A 25,678-nucleotide genomic window follows, 5' to 3' on the forward strand; every position below is an offset into this window, starting at 1 on the left:
ATGGTTGGTTTATTTAATTTCAAATTCGTTGTTTAGTTTGCAATGACCATAATCCTCCTTTTTTTAGTTGTCTGGTTCGCTGGAATAATATCAAAAGATACCTTTCCCATTAATTCGATATCGTTTAATAGTTTTGTTAAGCTTTTCGAACGGTCATAAACTCCAAGAAAATGAACATTTTCTACAGGTCCCTGATAGCTCACATCGATGTCGTACCATCTCGCTACTTGTTCCATAATTTCTTTCATGTTTTGATTGTTGAAGATAAAATAGCCCTCTTTCCATGCTAGCGCCTCATCTAGATCAATGGACGAGACTTGAATATTAGGGTCATTTCTACGTGTCAATGCCTGTTGACCCGGCTGCAGCATCACATGATGACCTAACAAGTGACTGTCTTCACCGGTTACAACTCGCACTGCACCACTCAATAAGGTTGTCGACGATTGGTTTTCTTCCGGATATGCGCTAACATTAAATTTTGTTCCTAGAACTTCTATTCGTTGCAGACCAGCATCTACAATAAAGGGCTGTGTCTTTTTTTCAATCTCGAAGTAAGCTTCACCTTTTAGTATAACTTTTCGTTCTTGCTTGGAAAAACGTGTTGGAAAGCTAATAGAAGACGCTGAATTGAGATAAACCAGCGAGTGATCGGGAAGCATAATTTTAAACTCGCCTCCTCGCGGAATATCGATGGTGTTCCATGCGGTTTCTTCTGCAGAAGATATATCAGTCGTATCGGTAGCCAAAGAAAGCGTAACCAAACCTTCGGACACTTTAGCTAAGCTTATTCCCTGTTGTTCCACGTGCGTACCAACAGGTGCATCGCTCAATGCGATTTGTTGTCCATTGGCCAAGGTTAGCATCGCTCGGTGTGTTCCAGGTGGAATAGTTGTATTTAGGTGATCAGCTACCCTTGACTGCCCCACAAAGCGTTGCATATATCCCATATAGGCTGCGACAGTTGCCAGCAGTAACACTGCGGCAGCAGCTATTCGTTTAATCCATATCTTACGTGACCGCATAGCAGGTTTTGAGTGAATGGCCTTTTCGATATGGTTCAACATCCGTTGTTTATGTTTTTTTTCGCTTGTAGCAAATGCTTCCGGAATGTAGAATTCTTCATCGGAAAATTGATCATACCAAGTCGAAAACTCTTCCATTTCCTCCTTGGAAATGGTTTTATTTAACCATTTGGCAGCTAGCTCGTGATATCTCTTGTTCGGATTCATAACCTTGGTTTACTTATAGGTCAGCTGTATTCACGGAATCCCTTAGTCTAGTATCTTATTTTTTGCAAAAAAACTCACGTCTGGGATTTCGCTACAATCTTTGTACTAAATCGTTAGGTTTTCACTTAACTGTAGTTGTTGTAATCGAGGACACGGGGGGTGTTAAAAAACAAGGGAAGCATTGAAAACATTAAGACAATAAAGGCATGGTGAGACAACCTAATAAAATGTCCTTAATTAAAGCAAGGTATATAAAAAGTGGCTCAATTTAGCGCGTAACGTTTTGGTCGCTTTATTCAAATGTGCTTCAACGGTTTTTTCCGCAATCTGCAACTCTTGGGCGATCTGTTTTTGGGAAAAGCCATGGTCGCGACTCAATTGATATACCAATCTACATTTCTCGGGTAAGTCGTGGATTGTTTTGGCTAGCTGTTCCTGCAGTTCTTCAAAAGCCAACCATTCTTGGGTGGAGTTGTCTACGGTAGATGTCTGCAACAAAGCATCAATATACTGTTGTTGGTTGTGGTATTTGCTGAATGTATTGATAATTTTATATTTTATAGAAACCGCTAAATAATTGGAAAGCGTTGTTTGAAGCTGAATCTTTTGTCGGCGGTTCCAAAGGCTCACAAAAATATCTTGTACCACCTCTTCCGCATCTTCCAAACAATCCAAACGTTTGGCAGCAACCAAAAACAGTTTTTTCCAATACCGATCATAAATGGTTGTGAAAGCCTTGTGATCATCATGATCCGCCAGCAAGCAAAAAAGTTCCTGATCTGTTAATAAGCGATAGCTTTGCATGGTTAAATTGGTTGGTGCTGCTATAAAGCACCAACAAACTTAATCAATCGCTCAGATACGAGTGTCCTGTACTGTCTGTAATCCAGGGCAATCCGAAATAACGTAAATTTTCTCGATTAGCTATGCTTTCTCGAAAAACCAAATTGTTTAGGAATATCCATACTACCATGTAATACACGAATAATCCGGATACCATATTGCATTTGTGCGATAAAAAATAACATGTTCTGATAAGCAAAACTCATCAGGCCTTTCCTAATTTCATTACGAATCCGTCCGGAATCTGGAGCTCGGCTAAAATTGCAATCGCTTCAGGTTTGGCTATTCCTTCCATTCGAAGGTATAATTCCCTGATGTTAACGCTTTGCTCCCTTGCCTAGGTAAATGCAAGGTTGCCGTACTATTGGCCGGTACTACGACGGTGAGTTCCACCTTTTTGCCTTTACGTTTCCAGGATGTTTTGATTTCGCCGTATGGCCCAACATGGGAAGCTTCGAAGTTATCCAAACCTTGAACGAAATGCGGTTCGAGCAGGACATGTTTAAATCCGGGCTGCCTAGGATCCGGTTTTATACCTCCTAAACCCTTATACAGCCAAGCGCCAATTTCTCCAAACATAATATGGTTCAGGGAGATATCCCGTTCAGAACCAATATTCCAGTTCTCATATAAGGTGGTCGCTCCATTTTTGATCCACCATCCCCAGGAAGGGTAATCCTCTTGGGAAGCAACCTTATAAGCCACATCTGCATATCCATTTTCACTAAGAGCATTTAAAATGGATTTGGTGCCCAATAATCCGACGTCCAGGTGAAAATTATCCGCCGCAACCCGCTTAGCCAAATTATCGGCAACTTTTACCTTGAATTCCTCTGGAACAATCCCCCAATACAAGGCCATACTTAATTCCGTCTGCAGTCCTTCACCGTATATACCGGTTTGCTTATTGAAGTATTTTTGATTGATGGCTGTTTTGATTTTATCCGCCAGTTGCGCATATTTTTCTGCGTCGTCTTCCTTGCCCAATAACTTTGCCGCTTCACTTAGAATACGACTATCGGTATAATAATAGATGGATGAAGAAAATTCTACGGGCGATTTGGACTTTACCGGTACCCAATCCCCCAAACCCCAACTGGTTAGACCTGTAGGATACTGTTCTTCGACATGATTGACATAGCGTTTAATCGCATCGTACGAATCACGTAACAGTGTTGCATCACCATAGAAAAGGTATACATTCCACGGAATGATCGCTATGGTACTCGTCCAATCCAGCCCGTTACCCCATTCATATCCCCAACCATCCGTTGGAATGATGGAAGGCAATACGCCATTCGGTTGCTGTTCATCCCGATGATCTGCTAGCCACTTTTCGTAAACACTAATGCCATCAAAATTATACAAGCCTGTTTCTATCGCGATATGGGCATCACCTGTCCATCCATTTTTTTCTCGTTGCGGGCAATCGGTCGGGTATCCAAACAAATTAGAAAGATACGCCTGATTAGTAGCCGCCCAGATTTTATTGATGACCGGATTAGATGACCGGATTGTCCCTACCGGCGTCACGTCACTATGCATGAAATAGCCCGTCAGGCTCTCTTGTTTGAGGTCGATTGGTTCACTGCTGGTCACTTCGACATATTGAAACCCTTTATAATTGAATTTAGGCATAAAGGTATCGCTACTTCCACTTAAAATGACAATATCCGTTTGGAACGGATCCTTATCATCTGTTGGCCGATAATGTTGGTCAATATTAGAGATATCAACATGACCGTTATCATACAAGCGCTCTCCATGTTTTAGGCGGACTACCGTTCCTTCCTTCCCTTCCACATGTAGTTCACTTACGCCAGAGAAATTCTGCCCGAAATCAAAGACATAGGTCGTATCGTTCAGTTTGCGCATACTCGTAGCCGCTATCTTTTTTACATTTCGGATAGGGGGCATTACCTGCGAAACGACATGTGTAGAAGGAGCCGATCGATAGATTACATCCTTCCACTTACTCGCATCGAAAGTTGTGGTGTTCCATCCCTTTTGTTCCAAACGTGCATCATAATGCTCAGCCGTGTAGATGCTGTTGAAAATAATCGGACTTAAACTCGTCTTCCAGCTTTTATCGGTAACAATGGTTTCGATGCTACCATCATCATAGGTTATGCGCAAGTCCAAACAAAAAGTAGGTCTATTTCGCCAAGGTGCTTTATCGAAAAACCAAACCGCTGTTGATTGGTGGTTGTACCAGCCATTACCCATTAATACACCGATAGCGTTATTTCCTTGCTGCAGCTGTTGGGTTACATCATAGCTTACATACAAGTTTCGCCGATCAAAACGCGTATAAGCGGGATCCAGGCGATGATTACCTACTTTCTGGCCATTCAAATATAATTCATATAAACCACCTGCGGCGATGTAGGCTCTGGCTGATTTTATTTTTTTTGACGTTTGGAATTGCTTTCTAAAATAGGCAGCCGGTTTTACCGCAATACCATTATCATCCGATATCCACGCGCCTTTCCAATTCTCCTGTTTACGCATACCCGTTTCAAAGAATGCTAGCTGTTGCGCAGACCGCTGTTGCCCTTGATCATCCCAAAGTAAGACTTTCCAGTAATAACGGCTAAAGGGTTGCAATGCTTGACCGCCATAGCTTGCCTTTAAGGCATCGGATGATTGTTTACCGCTATCCCAGCTTTCGCCCCTATTATTGGCCACCGCAACTGAATCAGTACCCACAATAACCTGATAAGCTACCTGCTTGGCTCCTTCCCGCTTACTTTGTTGTTGCCAACTAAAACGCGGTTGATCCACATCGATCCCAATAGGGTTGACTAAATTTTCTGTTTTCAATGCAACTATTGTTTCGTTCTGTGCCTGCGCAATCATCACTGTTAAACAACATGTTACCATAAAAAAAAGTCGCTGAAGAGCTTGCTGTTTACCACTGGTTATATGTACTGTTCCTTTCATTTCGGGGTTTATATATTGAGCTTGTTTAAACTTTATCTTTCGATCTTCAATTGCGCCTCTGTCTCCCACTTTTTAGCTATTTTCGGTCTTGTAGCAACCAGCTACGCATCCAAAAATGAGCTTTAATTGGGGAAAAGATGCATCCATTTCGACTTCAAAAACCAAGTTTAAACAAGCTCATCGAATTGATTAACAAAACTAACATAAAAAATGAGACTAAAAGGTTTTACTGTCCTGCGCTATCCTGCATTCAAACGGTCTACAAACATTATAGTCAAGAGAATTAAGGAAGTATTTACTACAAGGCCTATCTGGATAGATAACATTTGTTGTTGTTCTAAAATCTCCTTTTCTAATTGATCATCGAGTGAAGCTTCTTTGCTAGTCATCTTGAGTGTAACCAAGGGAGTCGGCTCCTTTCGATGCCACATCGTGGGAAAGGAAAGAAAGAGAAGTTCGAAAGTTTGAACGGTTTGGATCCGCTGAAATAGTCGAAGAACCTATTCATTTTTAATTTTATCTCTATCAGGATTACGCTGGTCCAAAATATATTTACCTTTACTATCTCGTAATGCCGTATCGGCATAGGCTGGTATCTTAAATCCTACGAGACGTTTTTGTTCTTCTAATGCTGTTTCCAGTTCTTCTTTTAGTTTAAGAATGGGTAGATTACGGTATTGATCTTTTTCATTTAGGTGTATTTCCTTAAGATCTTGGTAGAGATTATGTTTTTCATTGGGATCTGTGGTCAGGTCGAACATCTCGGCCCATTCTTCTTGTCCGGGGTAGACCACTAGCTTGGCATTTTCCGTACGTAAGGCAACAACCGTTGGCGTATTAAAATTACGTTCATAGAAGTATTCATATAAAAAAGATTTACGCCAAGGAATTGCCTTTCCTTCTGCCAGTGGCCCCCAGCTTTCCCCCTGAAAAGTATGTGGTGTAGGAATTCCAGCAAAATCAAGGAAAGTTGGCGCAATGTCTATATTAAGCACCAATTTATCAACGACCTTTCCTGGTGGTAGATAGGCGGGATACCTGACTAGAAGCGGTACACGCATTGATTCTTCATAGGCCGCTCGCTTATCTCCTAAATGATGTTCGCCTAGAAAATAGCCATTATCTGTTGTGAAGACAACAACGGTATGCTCAGCGAGACGCATGGAGTCTAATAAATCCAAGATATGACCCACATTTTCATCTACAGCTTTGAGTACCCGAAAATAATTGCGAATCATTTTGTCGTTCTTGGCTGTCCACGATACCTGTTGCGATTCTATCGTCTTCTGACCTATATCTTTGTTATTTTTTCGAGGTCTGTTTACCGCCACCTTTCCTTTGTAAGGTGCATCTACTCCTTCGCTTACCGGTGGGGTTAACTTCACTTCACTATAAGCGTTGGCCAACCGTTCCGGTGGAGACCAAGGTCCGTGTGATGATTTGAAAGCCAGCGCCAACATAAAAGGCCGATCAGCATTTCGTTTAATAAAGGCCAACGCCGAATCTGTCGAAACATCATCCACCCAACCTTTCGTTTCGATGATCTGATCACCATTTAACTGAAAAGGGCAATCATGGTATTTACCCTGTCCAAAAAAACTAAAGGAATAATTAAATCCAGGTCTTGGCCCCCGCTGATTGGCCATATGCCATTTACCAATAAACCCGGTTGAATAACCAGCCTGTTGTAGTTCTGTCGCATAAGTAGGATCGGTATTCGTAAATACGGTATGATTATTCGCAATACCGTTTTGATGGTTATACTGGCTAGTCAACATTGACGCTCGACTAGGTGAACACAAAGAGCTCACCACAAAAGCATTGGAAAATCGAACACCTTCACGTCCTATTCTGTCGATATTCGGTGTTTTAAACCAAGGAAACCGAGCCTTCGCTGCTTGGGCTTCCTGCACCAAGCTCAAGGCGTCAAATCGCTGGTCGTCTGTATATATAAAAACGATATTGGGTTTATTGACGCTACTCGTTTGCGCATGTGCGCCAACCAATGAGCAAAAGCTCAAGCAATGGATAAGTACATATAAAATAGACGACCTCATAGCGATTTCTGTTAATTTATGATCCTTATAATACTAGTTGATTTCATCAAAGCTATTCGCTTCACTACCAAAAAATGTTAACTCATAAATGGCGATATTTCCGGCAGACCAGACCTCTAATGTCTTGAACCGGATATAACGAAATGGGGGGGTACCAACTGGAAATTCATAATCAATACCAGCTTCAATATAAGCCACATCTTCGGCTGTGTATTCTCCATCAGGAGATCCAGAAGGTTTACCCATTTCACAATCTAGCAATTTGGTCCAATGCGACCAATCGCCATCAGCAACATTAGATCCCCATATTTCAAAATACCGCGGTGAATTCTTATAAATCACACTGCTTTCTGACCGAGGATAATATTTAAAGCGACTCAAATCTGCGGTTACTCCTAAGTCGAATGATAATGTCTGCGGAAAGCCGTGTCCATTAACAGTAGCAAAAAAATTACTGTTTGTCCCGTTAGCGGTTACGCCATCCCAAAGATTTGATAGACGCGAAACGGAATTATTATTGGGTGTGTTGAAGTCGCCTGCCAGATTCAGCTCCCGGAACTTATTTTTATCCAACTGTTGCTCATATAGCGGTGTTAAGGTGGTATACAAGGTATCCGATAAATTATCAAAACGGTCGCGAACAAATACACCAAACTCGCGTTCACTGCTGGTAAAGCCGCGGCTAGCCAATGTAGCTTCCTTTGATTGCACATAGAATGTTTCCACCAATTTTGGCGATCCCGCTTCTTTAGTTAACAATACGATCTTAAGTGCTGCTGTATCAGGATTATCCAAATGGATGACAACCCCACCGAATGTTGGCTCCAATGAAAGTGTTTCTGCCACCGCCTGGTAAGGCGGTTTTTTGGGTGACACGTTTATAGATAATGGTTCGGAGCGTTGTTCACCTTCACCTACTGCATACAGCGTTACCGGGTAATCATCGGCATGAGGAAACCCTTCTACCACGAGCGAGTCTTTAAATCGGGAAGATTTTGTGGAACGTGATTCGCCTGAACTTGTTTCATATTCTGCCAGCACGTAACTGGTGTGCTCATCGGCTATTTTATAGTGAATAACCGCCGCTCCAGCAATATTCTTAACCGAAACGTCGGTAATCTGCGCCGGTTTTTCTCCGGTACCTGAGGGTCCTATTTTTTCCTCTGAGCAGGAAATGCAGGCTGTTAGGCCCATAAATACGATATTAAAAAGACGTTTTATTTTCATTATCTTTTCTATAGTTTTTACCAACCGGTATTTTGCACCAAATTTCTGTTCACGATGATACTGTTTTCTTTGATCGGCCATAGATATTCCCGCTTATTAAAGGTTTGCTTAAATAATACCACGGGTTTATAATAATCACTTATCTCTCCCTTTTGCACCGACCAACCCACCACATCTTTATTCAATTCTGTTTCGGCCTCTTTCCATCGGCGTAAATCCCAGAAGCGGTGTCCTTCAAATAATAGTTCAATGAGACGTTCTCGATGAACGATGGCCCGCAGCCCTTCTTTAGTGGTATATTTGCTAGGCAAAGAAGAATAATTTGACCACGAAGATTGCACCGATTCCAAGCCAGCACGTTTGCGTATTTTATTCAGATAGTCAAAGGTCTCCTCATTGGGACCATAATATTCGTTAGCTGCTTCTGCGTACAACAAATACAGATCAGCTAGGCGAATAACAGGCCAAGGATACCATTCGGATACGTAGGCAGATGCTTCTACCAGATTTTCATAGCTAATCACCTTTTTTGGCCAGTATCCTGTTACATTATAATTGGTAGAAAAAATGCCCGTATACTGTCCATTTCTAGCTTCCAGATGCCATGTTTTGTTGTCATCGTATTTTCCCTGACCATACCAAATACCGCCATCAAAACCCAAATCAGCGTAAAACCGATTTTCACGATTAAAATTCTGAATGGCCGTAGTATAGCCATTTGCGATATTATAGCGATCGGCATACTCCGCCTTTTTAACACCATAACGGTTGGCATAGTCCCAGGTTTTGTCCTCTTCAATCGGCACCCCATGCTCCGTATAGAATAGATCGACCACTTTAAACGGAATACCATATCGACCACTTTGATTGGTATTGCTTTTATCCGGATCCCAACTCCTTGGGGTTAACCAAGCTTGGTTAAAAACGCTATTCGGATCGGCCCAAATCACTTCTTTATTCCAGCGCTCCGCCACTACATTGCGGATACTCATTTGAACACGGGTAGTATCTGAAATAGTTGCCTGTAGGTTTCCCGGTTGGTATTCGTATAGGCCAACCCCCTCCTGATGCGCCATGGTTATTGCTTCTTTCGTGGCATTTAGCGCCCTTAACCATTTTTCCGCATTCTCTGTCTGACTGATTAGCACTGTGCCATCGGTATTTTTCAGTGCAGCATAATCTGTGTTTCCATTGAAAATAGGGCTTGCTGCCCATGTCAGTACATAAGCTTTTATTGCCAAGTCTATGGGTTTCGTGATTCGGCCCAATTCAGAAGACTCATTGGTAATCGTACTTGGTAAGTTCGTTCTGGCCTGATCCAGCAGACCAACCACGTAATTGATACAGGAATCTACCGGTGTGCGCGACTGTCTAACGTCATCAATACCTGCGTCAATATCAAAATTGGTATCCATCAGCACAATAGGGCCGTACATTCGGATCAACCAAAAATGGTAATACGCTTTCAAGAAAGTAACTTCTGAGATCCACCGTTGCCGTTCGTCTTCCTGCATATCGGGCACTTGCCCTATATTTTCCAAAAAGATATTGCAATCGCGTATAGCTTTGTACATCGAATTCACGGCACTGCCGCCATCCCAATAATTGAGCAGTGGATCAGTGACATTCTGTTCACCCCGAGCGATGCGCCAAGACGTTTGGCCATTTACCCCATAAGTACCCCAGTATTCATCGCCCGCAAGAATCGCCGGATTTACTTCCTTATTATCGAGGCTCGAAAAATCGGGCAACCAAGAATAACAGGTAAATAAAAATTTCTCGGCAGTACTACGCATCGTAAATGCATTTTCTATGGTTGCGACATTATCGGGAACCACATCTAAATAATTGCATGCGTTGATTAACAACAAAGCAGCGAAAAACGATATTTTCTTCATGATGTTATTTAAAAAGTAGCTTGCACACCAATATTAAACACCCGTTGCACGGGGTATCCTAAACCATTTCCAGCCATTTCCACATCCCAAAGTTTGAATTTGCTCCATACCGCCAAATTCGTTGCACTCAGGTAGATACGAAGTCTTTCAATATACGCTTTCTTAGATGCCTGTTCAGGCAGCGTATAGCCTAGCTCGACCTGTTTTAATCGTAAAAAGGCACCATCACGCATAAACCAAGAGCTGGTCTGTTCGTTATTTTCATTATGGTTCGGGCTAAGTCTTGGCCATAAGGCATACAAGTCTTGATTATCTTCTGACCAATAGCTATCTGCATACGCCTGTAGCAGTTGATTTTGCAATAAGGTTGCTGCGGGGATTGATTCATCAGCATACGTGTAACGCGCAAATGGACTCGTTGCTGCCGTATTAATCCAAAATGATTCACGTGCTAAACCTTGAAAAAAAGCCGAAACATCCCATTTTTTAAAGCCCAGAGAGAATCCAAAACCATAATTAATCTCCGGGGTAGTTGGATAACCTAAAGGCACTTTGTCTAAATCGGTAATCTGACCATCTCCATTCACATCCTTATATTTTAAATCGCCGCCCATGGTCTCTCCGAAGCTTTGCAAGGGAGAATTAGCTACTTCTGTATCGTCAACGAATAACCGTTCGGCTATAAATCCCCAGTTTTGCGTTAAGGATTGCCCGATATGCGACAGCCAGGGTTCATTATAGGCCGGTTCTTCGTATACTTCGTACTTGCTTTTAGCAAAAGTGAAATTACCTCTCGCCTGCAACCACCAATCAGACGTGATATTTGTCGAATAATCGACCGAAAGATCGACACCCCGATTGCTTGCTTCGCCAATATTGGCATATACCGTCGATGACAGACCGACGGTGGTAGGAATATTGGTTCGGCTCATCAGAATATCAGACCGGCGCTCCTGAAAAAAATCAGCTGTTAACTGAACCTTATTAAAAAGTCCTAATTCGAGTGCCAAATTTGCTTTTTTAGAGCGCTCCCAAGATATATTCGAATTGGAATACCTAGAAATTGAAACCCCTTTTCGTGAATAATTTCGGTTCGTACCAAAAACGGCCGACCGATCATCATTATTCATGTCGACATTGGAAAGGTAAAAGAAACGCGTAGATGCATCGCCTATATCATCATTTCCGACTAAACCGTAGGTTCCTCGGATACGGAGGTTACTAACCGTTTCTTTAAGCGTTTCCCAAAAAGGTTCATTCGAAACACTCCATGCAAGTCCGAAGGAAGGAAAGAATCCAAAGCGTTTATTTTCGTAGAAACGTTCGGAACCATTATATCCAAAATTAAATTCCGCAAAATAAGTAGCGTTATACGCATACGTAAACCTACCAGAAAGCCCAAGATTGCGATAAGGCAGTGATTGTTGTAAGTCTCCTGCATTGCCCGTCAGTCGGTTTCTTAAAATACCAACCAATAAGCCACTCAAGGTATGTTTCTTGGCAAAGGTTCGATTATAGTTCAACGCCGTTTCCATATAAACAACAGACTGTACTGTCTTTTGGCCTTCACTATAATTCAGGTATTCCGTTCCCTGCTCCTCGTTAAGTAGTGTGAGGGCATAATCACCATTTTCTTCCAGTCCGTTTACCTGATAATAAAAGGGCGTATAACTACGCTGTACATCAAAATATGCATTTCGACTGGTGTTAAACAGCGCACGAAATGACAGTCCTTCCGTCAGTACCTTAAGATCCTGCTTAAATTCCAATTGTGCTAAAATATTTGACCTTGAATATTCTTTATAGCCTTTCACTAAATCAGCATATGGGTTTACGTAATTGGCTTCACCGTAGTTACCAAATAAAATGTGCTTGACAAAACGGGTATTCTCCTGTGAAGGATAATAAGGAGCGAACAGTACTGGATTCGTTCGCATAATATCGTGATAGACCTTAGTAGCCCCATCGATCGGCCCATTATAGTCGTCAAAGGCGCCATGTAAACGGATAGACAACTCGCTGGATTTTGAAAGATTAATATTAATATTACTTCGGAGTGAGTAGCTTTTAAGATTAATATTATTGTTAAAATTACTCGCATTTGGTACCTTCAAGACACCGTTATCTTGGTTGATTGCACCCGATACAAAGTATCTTGCAACCCCTCCACCTCCACTAACGCTTAGGTTTGCCCGCTGGTTTATGGTACGATCTTTCAATAAGGTTTGCTGCCAATCGGTTTGCGGATATAGGTAAGGGTCTGCTCCTGCAATGGTTTGATCAATTTTATTGTCGGAATAGGGTAAAACACCCAAGGGATCCCGGGTTAAAACAGCCTCGTTATGCAGTTTCATGTACGTAATGGGATCTGCCAATTCTAGATCTCGTGTTGGTTCAGAAACAGCGTTCTCCAGGCGAAGCGAAATAGCAGCTTTCCCTTCCTTTCCTTCTTTTGTTGTCACGAGTATCACCCCATTAGCACCTCTTGCACCATATATTGCTGTAGCTGTTGCATCCTTCATAATGGAAAAGCTGGCAATATCATCAACCTGTAAGCGCGCAAAATCCGTTGTCGTTACCTCGACGTTATCCACTAAAATCAAAGGATCCACCTTATACCCAAAAGTTGTTACCCCTCGGATAAAGAAGTCGGCATTGTCCGCTCCCGGTTCACCACTTCGCTGATAGGCGATAACGCCCGCTACGCGGCCAGCCAATGCAGTGGTCAGATTGCTGGAAGGCACTTTAAGATCGTTGGGTTTAACCGATGTTACCGAACCAACCATGTCGGTCCGCTTTTGTGTTCCAAAACCCACAATAACCACTTCATCAAGAGAACCGTCTGCAGTTAATTTAATATTGAGTGGACTCGTTTTGGCTACTACTTTACGCGTTTTATAACCCACAAAACTGACGACAAGGGTATACGGAAATTTTTGACCCGTAACGAAACTATAGTTTCCGTCAGCATCGGTCTGTACCGTATGCGTTACCCCTTCAATCTGAACAGTTGCTCCGATAAGCGGTTCATTGGTAAGCGAATCCGTCACTTGCCCACTCAAGGTCGAGTTAACTAAAGGCGTTGTTTCTTGAGCATATATGCAGGCAGGAAGAAGAAATAAGCCTACAAATAGGTCTTTTTTTGACCATCGATAAAAGCACGCAATCAGGCCTTTAAAGGAAAAAGTTGTCATGATATATCTAGTAAAAAACGATGAACGGTTAGGAATTTTGTTGCTAGGATTAGGTTAACAGCAACAATGTTCGGCGTAGGAAGTAAAGTGGTCAAAAGAAAGACTGTCAGCCAAATAGGATCGTTTTAAAATCAAGTATAAATTTTCCATTATTTAATCTATAGTTTTAGTAGCTTTTTCGTTACAAAGAAACGAAATAGACACTATAGTAAATAGGAACAAATTATACCTATTTGTGGAATAGTTGATTCGTAAAGAACTTATATTTAGATATAGCACCCCGACATTCCTTACCTTCCTGATCGAAGACTTTATCTTGAAAAACTCGAAGATCGGCTGGAGACGGCTTCGGGGTTTCATGCTTATTTAAAGCGTACTTCATGCAGACTCGAAGGCAATCCGCCCATTCGAGTCCAGTCTGAAACCAATACAAGTCCAATCTGAGATCGCATCGAGCACCCAAGCGAGGGCGAAGACTTCTTCAAGCCGGGGTTCGCATTATCCCACAACTTTTACACTTGATCCATTAATTTTTCTAAGCCATTTTTTCTGATATTTCCTTTAAAAAGTCCGTTCAAGTCCGCTCACACTATAACCTTTCTTCGCTTATCTTTTAGCTATCCATTAGCCTCTCCCATCCAATAGGCTTTAATATACAAAACGAAGAATATCCAGGCTATAAGGATTTGATTCGCATTGTCGAAAAAAAGATTGATCAGCTTCGAAATAATAAGTTGCCAGATCGGGTATTACATGTTGAAGAACAAATACGACATGTAATACCTGGAGCGATTTTGCGAAGTCAACTTTATAGACAATTTCCGAACTATGTTTTTTCTTTGGAAATTTCTCAAAAAGAAGAAGGTGGGGTAAATAGAACCTTATGGATGATACTTACCATTTCACTGTTAACGAATCACTATACCATCTATTTCCGCGAATGGTTGAGATTTTGTTGATGCGGAGAAAACCATCTTTTATATAAGCCGTTTACAGCACTCATGACATCGTATGAGACTAATTTGTTGCTCAATAAAGATAAGTATATACAGCGGATAAAGAATATCACGAATGCCTCGTTCCCTGATTATGAGTTCATTGATCATAGCTTTTTATTTGCACATAAAGTGAAGTATGCGGTGCCGATGAATGGAACGTTTTATGATCATAACAAACCTGAATATCCAATTTTTACGTATCTTTTTGACAATGACCCTGACCCATTTATTGATCTGATTATAAAGCCATAATATTGAATATTTTTAAAAATCAAACCTTACAACTCCTCCACCCGATAATCTTCCAATAAACCATAATCATACAAATCATACGCACGACCTGCCGGATATTGTTTTACACCTCGCCAAAGCCATGGCGACACCATGCCCGGTTTAGGCTGGTTATGATGTGGGCCAAGTGTATTTTTTAAACTGCCTACAACAATTACTTCAATGGTGTTCTGGCCATTCCGCAAATTACTATCCAGCAAACATTGGTAAGGTGGATAACTGACATCGTTTACTACCTGTCCGTTTACCTTAACCACCGCAGCCGTTCCATTCCACTTACCCAATTTCAGTTGGTATTTTTTCCCTTTTGTTACCGTAATTTCCTTGCTATAACTTACCTGTTGGCCATACATAGGTTTACCCATCGTTTTCCAGCTACCTAGTTTCGAAGCGGTTGCTGGAATGATCGTCCATCCTTTGTCGGCCGACTGCAAGTCAAAATTTCCCAGGATATAAACTGGCTCTACTTCAGCATGCACACGCATTCTTTTTGCAGAAAGAGTCAATTTATTTTCACCAACAATCGCTTGTCTCGCATCAAAAACAATGAAATCTTTATCCAAATACCATTTACCCGCCATCGGATGGATGGGTTTACCGTTTAATGAAATTTCCCATAACCAAGGGCGTTCTATAGCTACTGTTAAGGCCTGTCGATCAACGCCTTCCTTGATGGTAAAACGGTAATCTACTTGAAACCCTTCCTTCATGCCAAAAGTATCCCGTCTAATCGTGTGATCTTTAAACTGAACCGATGTATTCCACGGATTACCATCAACGAAACCAAAATGTTTATAAATCGTATCCGATGCATGAAATACTTGCTGATCGCGTATTAGGGTATCGCCCAAATGTACATCACAAAAATCAACTGTCAGTACATTCGGCGATAAGAAATGGACTTGTGTAGTTAATGGGATTGGTTTACCAATTGACTCGGCAACTACCGTTTGCATGGGTATATCCGAATCGTTACGATCGCTCATAAAAAAGAGCTGACTTCCGGCAGGCGATAAATCATAGGTGAAGGTTTGGCCTTTTCCCTTAGCGAAAGAGGGATATTTAGCCACTTTACCTGTCATTAAATCCAAGTGATAAAGGTATTTACCTTTTGCCTCCACCGTACCTTTTGCGCCGTGTTCCAAGCTTGAATTAACGAGAAATAGCAGTTCGCCATCTGGGAATATCCGTCGATGATGATATAAATCGCCCAACGTGTCTTGCTGTGCGATCCGTATCGTTTCGGTTGTCCATTTACCCAAAGGTAAGTCGCTCGTCTGTATACGATACGTCCGAATCACTTTTAATGGTTCCGGCTGTTCCACTCCATCCAGATACTTTACGTCTTCCAATACGATGAGTTTCCCTCCTTTTTTTATAAATTCTTTTAATAAAGTAGCTGTGCTATGATTCAAGTTCTCCATGCCTGGAGGAATCACTACAGTAGGATATGCACGCTCGCCAATTATGAACCGATCCCCTTCTATCTTTCCATGATCCTTAATGATATTCTCCGATCCCAAATCGTATTCTATCTGCGCTTTCTCCAATTGGGTGATAAACGACTGAAAAGTTTGTCCGATTTCCTGCCTTCTCGGCATGGACTGTTGATACGTAGAATACATCCAAGCCGAAGTAGTGGGCTCTAGAATCAGGATATTATTTACTTGTTCACCACTAGACAAGGCCATCGACAAACGTGCAAAATATTGATTTAAGGATTTATAGTAAGGCCACCACGGGCTATGGTAGGAAAAAGATTGTGGATAATCGTATTTACGTGCACCAGCCATGGTCATGTATGACAAGTGCTGATTGAGGGTATTCACGCCCAATACAAACTCCCAATCGCCTAAGCGTTTCATATCCTCAAAGCGCAATTCCCAGCCACCGCCGCCATAGGTTTCCGATAGGGTACGTTTTTTACCTAACTGATTCGCTACACTTGCCAATTCCTTCACCGAGCGGATGTTGCCAAACTGGGCATTCGGACTTTTTTCATCAAACTGGTTGAACAGCATATCGATCGCGGGCCGTTGGTGCCAAGCATACATGGCCATGTTATCACCTCCATGATTGGGATTGGGCCAACCATGTTCCCAATAATGCCCCGTCCATTCCAACCCCTTTGCTGTCGTATACGCATGCCACGGTTTTGACCACCGGTCAATAAATAATTGCAATAGTACTTGATAATAGTTGTGCCTAACTTTGCGCCAGTCTCCTACTTGTTCGTAAAGCGAGGGTAAATGGGGTCGAAGATCATAACCCCACGTTTTTTGGAATGTAGTAAAAAGATCCGGTGTCCAGCGGATATTATTTTCCCCTTGAACCTCAATATTAGGCTCGTCGGTAAAAACCCCCGGCACCGTTTTACCAAATTCTTTGCCAATGTTTTGCTCATAGCCCGACATGGTGATGTCGATGAATTTCTCTGTTACCCCTTTTGCCATCAGATCGACATAGGAAAAACCACCGTACCACGGTGATTTACGGTAATAGTCTTTTCTGAAAATATAATAATCGCCTTTAGCTGTTGGTTGTGTTTGACGATTGATTAGTTCAAAGCCAGCACTTCCTTTTTTTAATGCTAAAAAAACCGTTGTATCGCCAACAGGCAATGTTGCAGCTTTCTCCAAGTGTAACATCTGTCCCTGGTTGTACGAACTAGGCATTTCTTCCGGCACATGTCCGCCGGCAAAGCCACTCGGATAGGAATTCTCATCGTATATCCAGACGTCTAAATCCAATGCTTTTCCTTTTTCGACGGTATACCGGTATAAATCAAACCATTTATCCGACAAATACGGTGTAATCAAGCCTGGGCGGGGGTGTACGAATACACCACCAAAAGCATTTTCCTTAAACTCATACAACATGGAATCGATCTTCCCTTTAGTTACATCCGCATTCCATACCCATAGGGGTGCGCTTCCATACGTTTTTCCAGGATTTTGGAAATGACTTAATAACGTGTCGATATAATCCGTATGTGGTGCTTGCTTGATTTGTGCTTTTAAACCGGAGGCCAGCAACAAAAGGCTCCATAAAATACATTGCAGGTATCTGAACATAGTAAATAATTTTACGTTAATTTTTATCGAAAAAAGCAATCAAAGAACTTCCGGTTTGACCTGAGGAGCAAGCTTCATTGCCCTTTAAAACAAACACGACAATGAAAAATCTCCTTTGAAAGGCAGTGCAGTTATTTAGCCTGTGCTATCCGGATATTCTAGGCCGGCTTTAATATCTTGAACGGCTTTTCCTTCGATATTCTTCCAGTTCCCTATGATGATGAAAAGGCCTTCAATTCTTTAGCGTTAACGCATATGAACCGGATTTTACCTGAAGCTTCATCTTATCACCTTGTTTACCAGCTATAGTTACATACTTATTTTTTTTCAAGGGCTTACCATCCACCTGAATAGCATCTTCATCTGTTGCTGGTACTAGTAATAGCGCGTCTGTATTAGCCGGGATCTCTATAGACAAGCGTGTGTTTTCGCTTTCTTTTTGCCAGTGCATGGCAATAGTGCCATTGATGGATTCGTAGCTTGCCCGCACTTCGTCTAAGCCATCAACCATCTCTGGTTCCAGCAGGAGGTGTTTGAAACCAAAATCACCGTTCTGTTGTTTAATTCCGGCCAAACCGCTATATAACCATTCCATCAGATGCCCTAGCATCATATGATTATTGGAAACATATTTCAAAGCAGGCCAAGATTCGGTTAAGGCGGTGGCACCATGTTTCAATTGATAACCATAGCCCGGCACATCATTCCGGTTATTCATTTCATAAATCAGCTGTGAATCACCTGCTTCTTCCAATGCGCGTAACAGGTAACGATAACCCACATCTCCAGCGGTAAGGGCATTATTCCCTTTTTTTATGGAATCAATGAGATTGGCTTCTACTTTTTGACGATCGGCTGCATCCACGATACCCATATACAGAGGCATGGCATAGGATGTTTGACTTCCCGTAGCATAAACGCCTGTTTCTGGATGATAGAATTTGTTGTTGAATGCACCTTTGATGGCTAGCGCCTTTTCTCTAAACCGCTCCGCATCATTCGTTTGGCCAATAGCCTTTGCAATCTGGGTCATTAAGTCAGCATCGTAATAATAGGTTGCTGTAGCTGTCAACGCGATCGGTGTTAACTGCGATACTCCAGGATCTTTTGGCCCTAAATCAAACCAGTCGCCCAAACCATGCGACAGCATATCATCCGACGCTTTCGTTTCCAAATAAGCGAGGTAGCGTTTCATCATCGGATATGCTTTTTCCAATATGCTTTTATCACCATACCATTGGTAGAGATACCAAGGAATAATGATACTGGCACTACCCCATTCGGGTGAATCACGGAAACCACCTTCAAAGGGAACATATTCGGGTACGATATCAGGCACTAAACCGTTAGGCAACTGCCCTTCGATCATATCATCGATAACTTTATTGTATAAGTTATAGATATCAAAATTATACTTCAAGGATGAGCCAATTAGGTGCGTTTGCTCCAACCAACCCAATTTTTCGCGATGCGGGCAGTCGGTTGCCACACTGGCCAGGTTGCTTTTTATTCCCCAATTAATTAAATCGTTAATTTGATTGAAAAGCGGATTGGAGCTGCTAAAAGAGCCGACAGTAGGTGAGCTGTTACGGGTATGTAACAGGGTTAATTGCAAAGACTTGGCGAGATCAGCCGGACGATCACTTTTTAGCTCTACTAGGGCATAACGGAAACCATAATAGGTAAATCGGGGTTCCCACATTTCTTCCTGGTTTCCGTGGAGCGTATATTCGAAATAGTAAGGCGCACCAGATGCTTTTTGGTATGGTAACCCATCATCATCTAATACTTCAGCTGGTGTAATTTTTAGTTGATCACCCCTATTTCCTTTTACTTTTAAGCGAATAATGCCCGAAGCATTTTGTCCGAAATCAATTAAAAACTGATGATCATTAAGCGCTTTCCTTTCCTTTACTTCAAATGTTTGCATGACTTTTAATGGGTAGTCTTTTTGTGCAAACATTTCACCGCCTGGCCCCTGAATCACGATTACTTTTTTCCACGAGGCGTCGTCAAAACCGCTATTATCCCAACCTGCCTGTTCCTGATTTGCATCATAATCTTCTCCGCCATAAATGGTACTGAATGTGATGGGCGATGGACTGGTTTTCCACGATTCATCGGTATGGATTTCTTGGGTGGTCCCGTTTTCATAGGTAATGAGCAGCTTAGCCCGAAGCATAGGAAAACCTTCTGCCCGTACCATTTTGCGATAACGCTCGCGATTGATATACATAAAGCCCGTACCCACTAGTGCACCCAAGGTATTTTCACCCTGTTTTAATTGCGTTGTTACATCGTAGGTGTTGTACAAACAACGTTTTTCATAATTCGTCCATCCCGGTGCTAAAAAGTCGTCTCCTACTTTTTTACCATTCAAGCGTGCTTCATATTGCCCCAATCCACTAATAAACAATAAAGCCTGTTGAATTTTTCCTTGAACGCGAAAAGGTTTACGAAATTGTGGTATAACGGCTCTTTTCTTTCCTCTTTCGCCCAAATGATCGCCACTCAAGTGAACGCCCGGCATAATGATCTGACTGGATGGCAACGCTTCATAAGCAATCCATGACGCATTATCCCAAGCCTGTGCGTTGAGGAGCGCCGTAACAAAAAAAGAGGGTTTACTCCAAGAAGAAACCGCTCCTGTTGCCGACCAAATTTTTACCCGCCAATAATACGTATGCGCTGCTTCTAGGGGTTCGCCTCCATACCTAATGAATTGTTGCGCTGTACTTGTTATCTTTTTGGAATCCCAAAGGTCAGGCTGATCTGCCTGTAGCTTTTCGCGGCTAGACGCCACCTGAATTTGCCAAGCCGATTGGACATAAGCCCGCTGATCGGTTTCGATTGTCCAACCGAAACGTGGTTCTTGGGTATCTATGCCTAGTGCTTCAACTTTATTTTCGACCGTAAGTTTTTGCGGTGTACTTTTGGCCAAGACATGCATATAGAGGAATAGCGAGATAACGATGGACGCAATATATTTCATTTGATTTATATAAATGGTTCTGAAGCTAATATACGCTTAATTGTGTGATTCGCTGCTGCAACTATCCCGTACTGTTATGTTAGCATACAGTATAGCGGATGCACGGATTTTGTTGTATACCCAACATGTGCAACCTCCCTTTAGGCTTACAGGCCCAAAACCAATAACTAACAACCAATAACTAATTATACCCCGGGTTCTGTGTGAGTTGGTTATTCAACTGTAACTCCAGATACGGTATCGGAAAAATCAAGCGGTTTTCGGTGAGGTTATATGCATTTTTCGAAATATAGTTGTATTGTTGTTTCATTTCTATTCCATGTGCATTCATCACTTCAATAGCTTTACCTGTTCTCACCAGATCATGCCAGCGATGATTTTCAAAGGCTAGTTCCACTCGCCGTTCATGCGCTATGGCTTCTGCCAAGGCCTCCTTTCCCGTAACTGTAACCGGAGGCAGTTCAGCCCCGGCCCGCTTTCTAACCTGGTTGATATATTCCAGAGCCTCACCAGCCTTACCATTTTCATTTAAGCATTCTGCCAAGGACAACAATGCATCCGAATAGCGGTAAATTGGCCAATTATCATCAGTATTGCGCTCCCGACTATGGGTGTGTAAGTATTTTTTGATATAAAATTTAGCAATCTTTCCCGCGGGAGTCGTATACCCGTCGCTACTTTTAACAGCTTGTATCGTAAAGCTACCATCCGAGCCAATAATGCCTTCGGCAACTCCTACGGAAGCGTCCTTTCTCGAATCACCCGCTTCGTAATCTGCCATCATATCATCCGTCGGAACATTAAATCCACCGGAGTTGACCGTATTGGTTTTGATACCTGTTAAGAGGCTAACATCGGTAGACTTTGGAATAAACCAATAAGTAAACATACTTTCCTGTCCCTGATTACCCTGCATAAACTGTATTTCAAAGATCGATTCCTTACTGTTTTTATTAGCAGGTAAGAAAACATCGTCGTATTTTGAAAGAAGGCTATAGCCCATTGTCGTGATCGAGCGCAAAAGAGGTTCCGCCGCTGCAAAATCCTTACGGGTCATATATACTTCAGCGAGCATCATCGACGCAGCACCTTTTGTTGCCCGGCCACTTTGTGGGAAAACTGGTGCCGGAAGTTTTTCTATAGCTTCCTTCAGATCACTAATAACGACGTCATACACTTCATCGACAGAAGAACGGGGCAAAAATGCATCTTCCTGTTTTATCGTCTCCTTGAGGTATAAAGGAACTCCACCAAAGTAGCGTACCAGGTTAAAATAATAATAAGCCCGCAAAAACTTGGTTTCTCCGATGATTGGATCTTTAGCCGATTGGTCAAACGCTGCCCCTTCAATGCGTTCCAAAATTGTATTTGCCCTTGAAATGCCCACATAACTGTTATTAAAGTAATCGTTCGTCCATTGATTCTGCGAATCGTCTAAAAAATCGTCAATATTCTCCCTGCGTACCACATGAATACCACGGTCTGGTGCATAATAATCGTAGTGCGTATTATCCGAACGCATTTCACCCATCAAATAACCACTTTCATTAACTGTATTCCGTAGACTTTGGTATACGCCATTTACAGCTTGTTGGAATTGTTCTTCGGTTTCAAAAAAATCATCTGAATTATACTCAGAATCAGGGGTCATACTCAAAAAGTCGTCTGAACAAGACGATAAAACGAGTGTTAGCAATAAAAGCCAACTGTATATATATTTATTGATCTTCATAACCTTGCAAAAATTAAAATCCAACATTTATTCCGAGTGTGAAGGTACGTGGTACCGGATACGCCGTTTGATCGACCCCTAATTGTAGCGGATTGTCTGCTTTGGCACTTACTTCAGGATTTACACCTGGATAGCTCGTGAACATCAAGGCCTCTTGCACGCTTAGGTAAGCTCGGATATTTTTGATGTAATTATTGTTTTTAATGGCAAAATTGCGTCCTAAAGAAATGTTGCGCAAAGCCACATAAGTAGAGTTATAGACCCACCTTGAATTGGTAAAACGGAACAATTCGGTCGTACCAGCGAGGGTACGTGGCACTTTGCCGTTACCGGGGTCTTCCGGCGAACGCCATGCATGAATCATTTCCTCTCGCACATTAAATACGCCGTCTAGGTTTTCGATATTCTCATAGGTAGCGGCCATGGTTTCTCCACCAATGGAACCCGCAATCAGAAAACTCAGATCCCAGTCTTTGTAGCGGAAAGTATTGGTTAAACCAAAGATAAAATCTGGATTGGGATCGCCAATAAAGGTGCGATCGTCCGTGTTGATTACCCCATCATTATTGATATCTTTCATCCGCACCGTGCCAATCTGTGATGACTGGTGTTTCGGTTGGCTATCAAATTCCTGCTGCGTCATGTACACGCCGTCGTATACATAGCCATAAAACTGGCCAATCGGATGCCCTACAGCCGTACGGTTAAAATCACCCTGATCACTATAACCTCCAATAGGTGTATTATTCGTTCCCAGCGCTAACACTTCATTCCGATTTAGGGTAACATTCAAGTCTGTTGTCCATTTCAGATCGCCATCCAAGTTCTTTGAACTAACACCGAGTTCATGCCCCCAGAACTTAAATGCACCGATATTGGTCTGCACCGAACTAAAGCCCGATCCTCGAGGTAATTCTACAGGATAAAGCATACCATCCGTTTTCTTGTGATAATAATCATAGGTGAAGTTGATACGGTCATTGAATAAGCCCAGTTCAAAACCGATATCCAGCTGTTTGGTTCTTTCCCAACTTAACAAGGTATTACCCAAGGATGTAGTAGACAAGCCCTGGACGAGCGAACCATTGAAAACATAATTAGTTGGCGACATTCGAGATATTGAGGTATAGTTACCGATATTGTTATTCCCAACGAGGCCATAACTCGCCCTTAATTTGAGAAAAGAGATTTTATCGTTATCCTTCAGGAAATCTTCTTCACTGGCTATCCATCCCACGGATGCTGACGGAAAAGAACCCCATCTTTTATCACTACCAAAGCGTGAAGAACCGTCTCGGCGCATCGATGCCGACAACAAATAACGTCCCTTGTAACTGTAGTTCAGGCGGCCGATGATCGATTCCAGTGACCATGCCGTGGTATTGCTTCCAGCACTATTAACCGTTGCCGCTGCGTCAAGCCAAGGAATCAGATCATTGGGATAGTCCGTTTTATTAATATTACCATTTTCCTGACGGTATTTCTGTGTGGTATAGCCTCCTAACAAATCAAACGTATGCTCACCGATAGTTTTGGTGTACGTCAACACATTTTCATTAAGCCAGGAATAATAGCTCTGGGTACCGTAAGATCCCGTGGCTAGCTGCGGGGGAGCTACAAACAGGCCACCACCAGCAGTAGAAGGAACAAAATTCAGTTCATTAAATGATTCCGCATCGACGTTAATGCTGGTTTTAAACTTTAGTCCATCGAGAATTTTATATTCTCCAAAAGCATTCCCCAGTATACGAGTCCGTTTACGATTATCCAGTTTTTCTTTCAGCACCCGTAACCAGTTCGGATTCTGGAACATGTTGAATGTATTGGTAGTCAAGGGAAGTGAACCATCAGGATTGATAGCTGGGGATATCGGACTAGTAATAAAAGCGCCGTCGATTACCTGTCGTTGACCATCGGTATTGATCGTCGTATTATGATCCAATTGTAAGGTTGGTGCAATGTTGAATCCCATTGTCAATCGGTCATTTGGCCGAAATTCATTATTTGCCCGGAAAGAATACCGTTGATAGCCCGTATTGTACAAAACCCCTTGTTGATTAAAATAGCCTCCAATAATGGAGGTGCTAAACTTCTCGCTATTTGCGGTAACCGACAATGAATAGTTCTGAATCGGTGCACCTTTTCTGAGGAGTACATCATACCAATCGGTTCCCTTTCCATATTGATCCGGATTTTTATAATCATCCGGAATTTCAGGCGTTCCCGTAACGGGGTTCACCCAATCTTCGTATTTGATCTTATCCGTAAAATAATTATTCATAAATTGTGCAAACTCGTGCGCATCCATCACATCTGGCCGGCCACGCTGAGGCACATATTGTACACCACCGTAACTGGATAAACTGATATTCACGCCATCGCCCTTTCCCTTCTTCGTCGTTATCAAGACCACACCATTAGCAGCTCTTGATCCATATAAAGAAGTTGCCGATGCATCTTTTAAGACGGAGAAGCTCTCGATTTCGTCTGGATTGATATTGCCAATATCTCCGGTAATAGGTTGACCGTCCACTACGTAAAGCGGTGAGCTTCCAGCATTCATAGACGCGGAGCCCCGTACGCGTACGGCCATCCCCTGCCCAGGCCTACCCGTATATTGGCTAATTTGCACACCCGGTATGCGCCCCTGTAATTTTTGCGAAAATTGCCCTACCGGTACATCCTTCATTTCCGTAGCTTCTATTTGCGCAATAGCGCCCGTAACTTCCTTTCGTTGCTGTGTTCCATAGCTAATGACCACTTCATCTAAGGTCTTGGCTTCGGAACTGAGCTTCACGTTGATCGAACTGCCCGTTACCGTAATGACGGTATCACGATAACCAATCGATTTGAAAACCAGTTTAGCTCCCTTTTCAGCTTGTAGTTGATACCTACCCGAAGCATCGGTCTTAGTTCCTTGTCTAGTGTTTTGTATTAAAACAGAAACACCCGGCACCGGCCCCTGGTTATCTCGGACGGTACCATTCACCGTCATCTTTTCTTGTGCAAAAACGGCTAAACTTGACATCCATAGCACAATGCCGCAGATGAAGCACATGCTGCGCCTTACTTTTTTCTTGTCATTCATAAGCTAGTAATCGTTTAATAATTGCCTAATTTCTCGCAGACTATCCTGTACTGTTATGGTATTATCTCCTGCGGCTGTAACGCATTTATTGGAAATAATACCCTAGTTT

Annotated in this window: 13 protein-coding genes; 1 reads left to right on the plus strand and 12 read right to left on the minus strand. The window is 42.3% G+C overall.

Translation table 11 applies throughout. From position 1 onward, the window contains the following. Positions 1-32: 32 nt before the first annotated feature. From ABD930_RS15420 to ABD930_RS15455, 8 genes are all read right to left on the minus strand, one after another. Positions 33-1,232 (minus strand): FecR family protein, encoded by a 1,200-nt coding sequence (locus tag ABD930_RS15420; RefSeq protein WP_345232680.1) that lies wholly within the window; start codon positions 1,230-1,232, stop codon positions 33-35. Between the two features lie 237 nt (positions 1,233-1,469). Next, on the minus strand, positions 1,470-2,036 hold the full coding sequence (locus ABD930_RS15425) for an RNA polymerase sigma-70 factor (RefSeq protein ID WP_345232684.1): 567 nt from the start codon (positions 2,034-2,036) through the stop codon (positions 1,470-1,472). A gap of 321 nt (positions 2,037-2,357) precedes the next feature. Continuing rightward, the gene (locus ABD930_RS15430; protein WP_345232686.1) at positions 2,358-5,018 is read right to left on the minus strand and encodes a glycoside hydrolase family 78 protein; all 2,661 of its coding nucleotides are present in this window, start codon (positions 5,016-5,018) and stop codon (positions 2,358-2,360) included. Between the two features lie 239 nt (positions 5,019-5,257). Further along, entirely contained in the window at positions 5,258-5,449 is a 192-nt protein-coding gene (locus tag ABD930_RS15435) for a hypothetical protein (protein ID WP_345232688.1), read from the minus strand. Between the two features lie 69 nt (positions 5,450-5,518). Beyond that, positions 5,519-7,075, minus strand: coding sequence for a sulfatase family protein (locus ABD930_RS15440; protein ID WP_345232690.1), 1,557 nt, complete (start codon positions 7,073-7,075; stop codon positions 5,519-5,521). 33 nt (positions 7,076-7,108) lie between these two features. Next, positions 7,109-8,302: a DUF5000 domain-containing lipoprotein gene (locus ABD930_RS15445; RefSeq protein ID WP_345232692.1), complete on the minus strand. Its 1,194-nt coding sequence runs from the start codon at positions 8,300-8,302 to the stop codon at positions 7,109-7,111. Positions 8,303-8,319: 17 nt separating this feature from the next. Then, a complete protein-coding gene (locus tag ABD930_RS15450) occupies positions 8,320-10,200 on the minus strand; it encodes a RagB/SusD family nutrient uptake outer membrane protein (protein ID WP_345232694.1) in 1,881 nt (626 codons plus the stop codon). 8 nt (positions 10,201-10,208) lie between these two features. After that, positions 10,209-13,394 (minus strand): SusC/RagA family TonB-linked outer membrane protein, encoded by a 3,186-nt coding sequence (locus ABD930_RS15455; RefSeq protein ID WP_345232697.1) that lies wholly within the window; start codon positions 13,392-13,394, stop codon positions 10,209-10,211. A gap of 1,001 nt (positions 13,395-14,395) precedes the next feature. Between ABD930_RS15455 and ABD930_RS15460 the strand changes: the two genes are divergently transcribed. Continuing rightward, positions 14,396-14,644 (plus strand): hypothetical protein, encoded by a 249-nt coding sequence (locus ABD930_RS15460; protein WP_345232699.1) that lies wholly within the window; start codon positions 14,396-14,398, stop codon positions 14,642-14,644. Positions 14,645-14,670: 26 nt separating this feature from the next. On the opposite strand, the gene ABD930_RS15465 is transcribed toward ABD930_RS15460, so the two are convergent. The 4 genes from ABD930_RS15465 to ABD930_RS15480 form a co-directional block, all read right to left on the minus strand. Further along, complete coding sequence (locus ABD930_RS15465; protein ID WP_345232701.1) at positions 14,671-17,757, minus strand: glycosyl hydrolase; 3,087 nt, start codon at positions 17,755-17,757, stop codon at positions 14,671-14,673. A gap of 232 nt (positions 17,758-17,989) precedes the next feature. Continuing rightward, entirely contained in the window at positions 17,990-20,749 is a 2,760-nt protein-coding gene (locus ABD930_RS15470) for an alpha-L-rhamnosidase (protein WP_345232703.1), read from the minus strand. Between the two features lie 181 nt (positions 20,750-20,930). After that, positions 20,931-22,481: a RagB/SusD family nutrient uptake outer membrane protein gene (locus ABD930_RS15475; protein WP_345232705.1), complete on the minus strand. Its 1,551-nt coding sequence runs from the start codon at positions 22,479-22,481 to the stop codon at positions 20,931-20,933. Between the two features lie 13 nt (positions 22,482-22,494). Next, a complete protein-coding gene (locus ABD930_RS15480; RefSeq protein ID WP_345232708.1) occupies positions 22,495-25,569 on the minus strand; it encodes a SusC/RagA family TonB-linked outer membrane protein in 3,075 nt (1,024 codons plus the stop codon). Between the last annotated feature and the right edge of the window lie 109 nt (positions 25,570-25,678).

Origin of the sequence: Olivibacter ginsenosidimutans (assembly GCF_039542865.1) — a bacterium.
Taxonomy (GTDB): Bacteria; Bacteroidota; Bacteroidia; order Sphingobacteriales; family Sphingobacteriaceae; genus Olivibacter; species Olivibacter ginsenosidimutans.

Excerpts from the sequence above, each read along its gene's own strand:
- ABD930_RS15420 (WP_345232680.1), bottom strand. The coding sequence starts at position 1,232 with ATGAATCCGAACAAGAGATATCACGAGCTAGCTGCCAAATGGTTAAAT.
- ABD930_RS15425 (WP_345232684.1), bottom strand. The coding sequence starts at position 2,036 with ATGCAAAGCTATCGCTTATTAACAGATCAGGAACTTTTTTGCTTGCTG.
- ABD930_RS15430 (WP_345232686.1), bottom strand. The coding sequence starts at position 5,018 with ATGAAAGGAACAGTACATATAACCAGTGGTAAACAGCAAGCTCTTCAG.
- ABD930_RS15435 (WP_345232688.1), bottom strand. The coding sequence starts at position 5,449 with ATGTGGCATCGAAAGGAGCCGACTCCCTTGGTTACACTCAAGATGACT.
- ABD930_RS15440 (WP_345232690.1), bottom strand. The coding sequence starts at position 7,075 with ATGAGGTCGTCTATTTTATATGTACTTATCCATTGCTTGAGCTTTTGC.
- ABD930_RS15445 (WP_345232692.1), bottom strand. The coding sequence starts at position 8,302 with ATGAAAATAAAACGTCTTTTTAATATCGTATTTATGGGCCTAACAGCC.
- ABD930_RS15450 (WP_345232694.1), bottom strand. The coding sequence starts at position 10,200 with ATGAAGAAAATATCGTTTTTCGCTGCTTTGTTGTTAATCAACGCATGC.
- ABD930_RS15455 (WP_345232697.1), bottom strand. The coding sequence starts at position 13,394 with ATGACAACTTTTTCCTTTAAAGGCCTGATTGCGTGCTTTTATCGATGG.
- ABD930_RS15460 (WP_345232699.1), top strand. The coding sequence starts at position 14,396 with ATGACATCGTATGAGACTAATTTGTTGCTCAATAAAGATAAGTATATA.
- ABD930_RS15465 (WP_345232701.1), bottom strand. The coding sequence starts at position 17,757 with ATGTTCAGATACCTGCAATGTATTTTATGGAGCCTTTTGTTGCTGGCC.
- ABD930_RS15470 (WP_345232703.1), bottom strand. The coding sequence starts at position 20,749 with ATGAAATATATTGCGTCCATCGTTATCTCGCTATTCCTCTATATGCAT.
- ABD930_RS15475 (WP_345232705.1), bottom strand. The coding sequence starts at position 22,481 with ATGAAGATCAATAAATATATATACAGTTGGCTTTTATTGCTAACACTC.
- ABD930_RS15480 (WP_345232708.1), bottom strand. The coding sequence starts at position 25,569 with ATGAATGACAAGAAAAAAGTAAGGCGCAGCATGTGCTTCATCTGCGGC.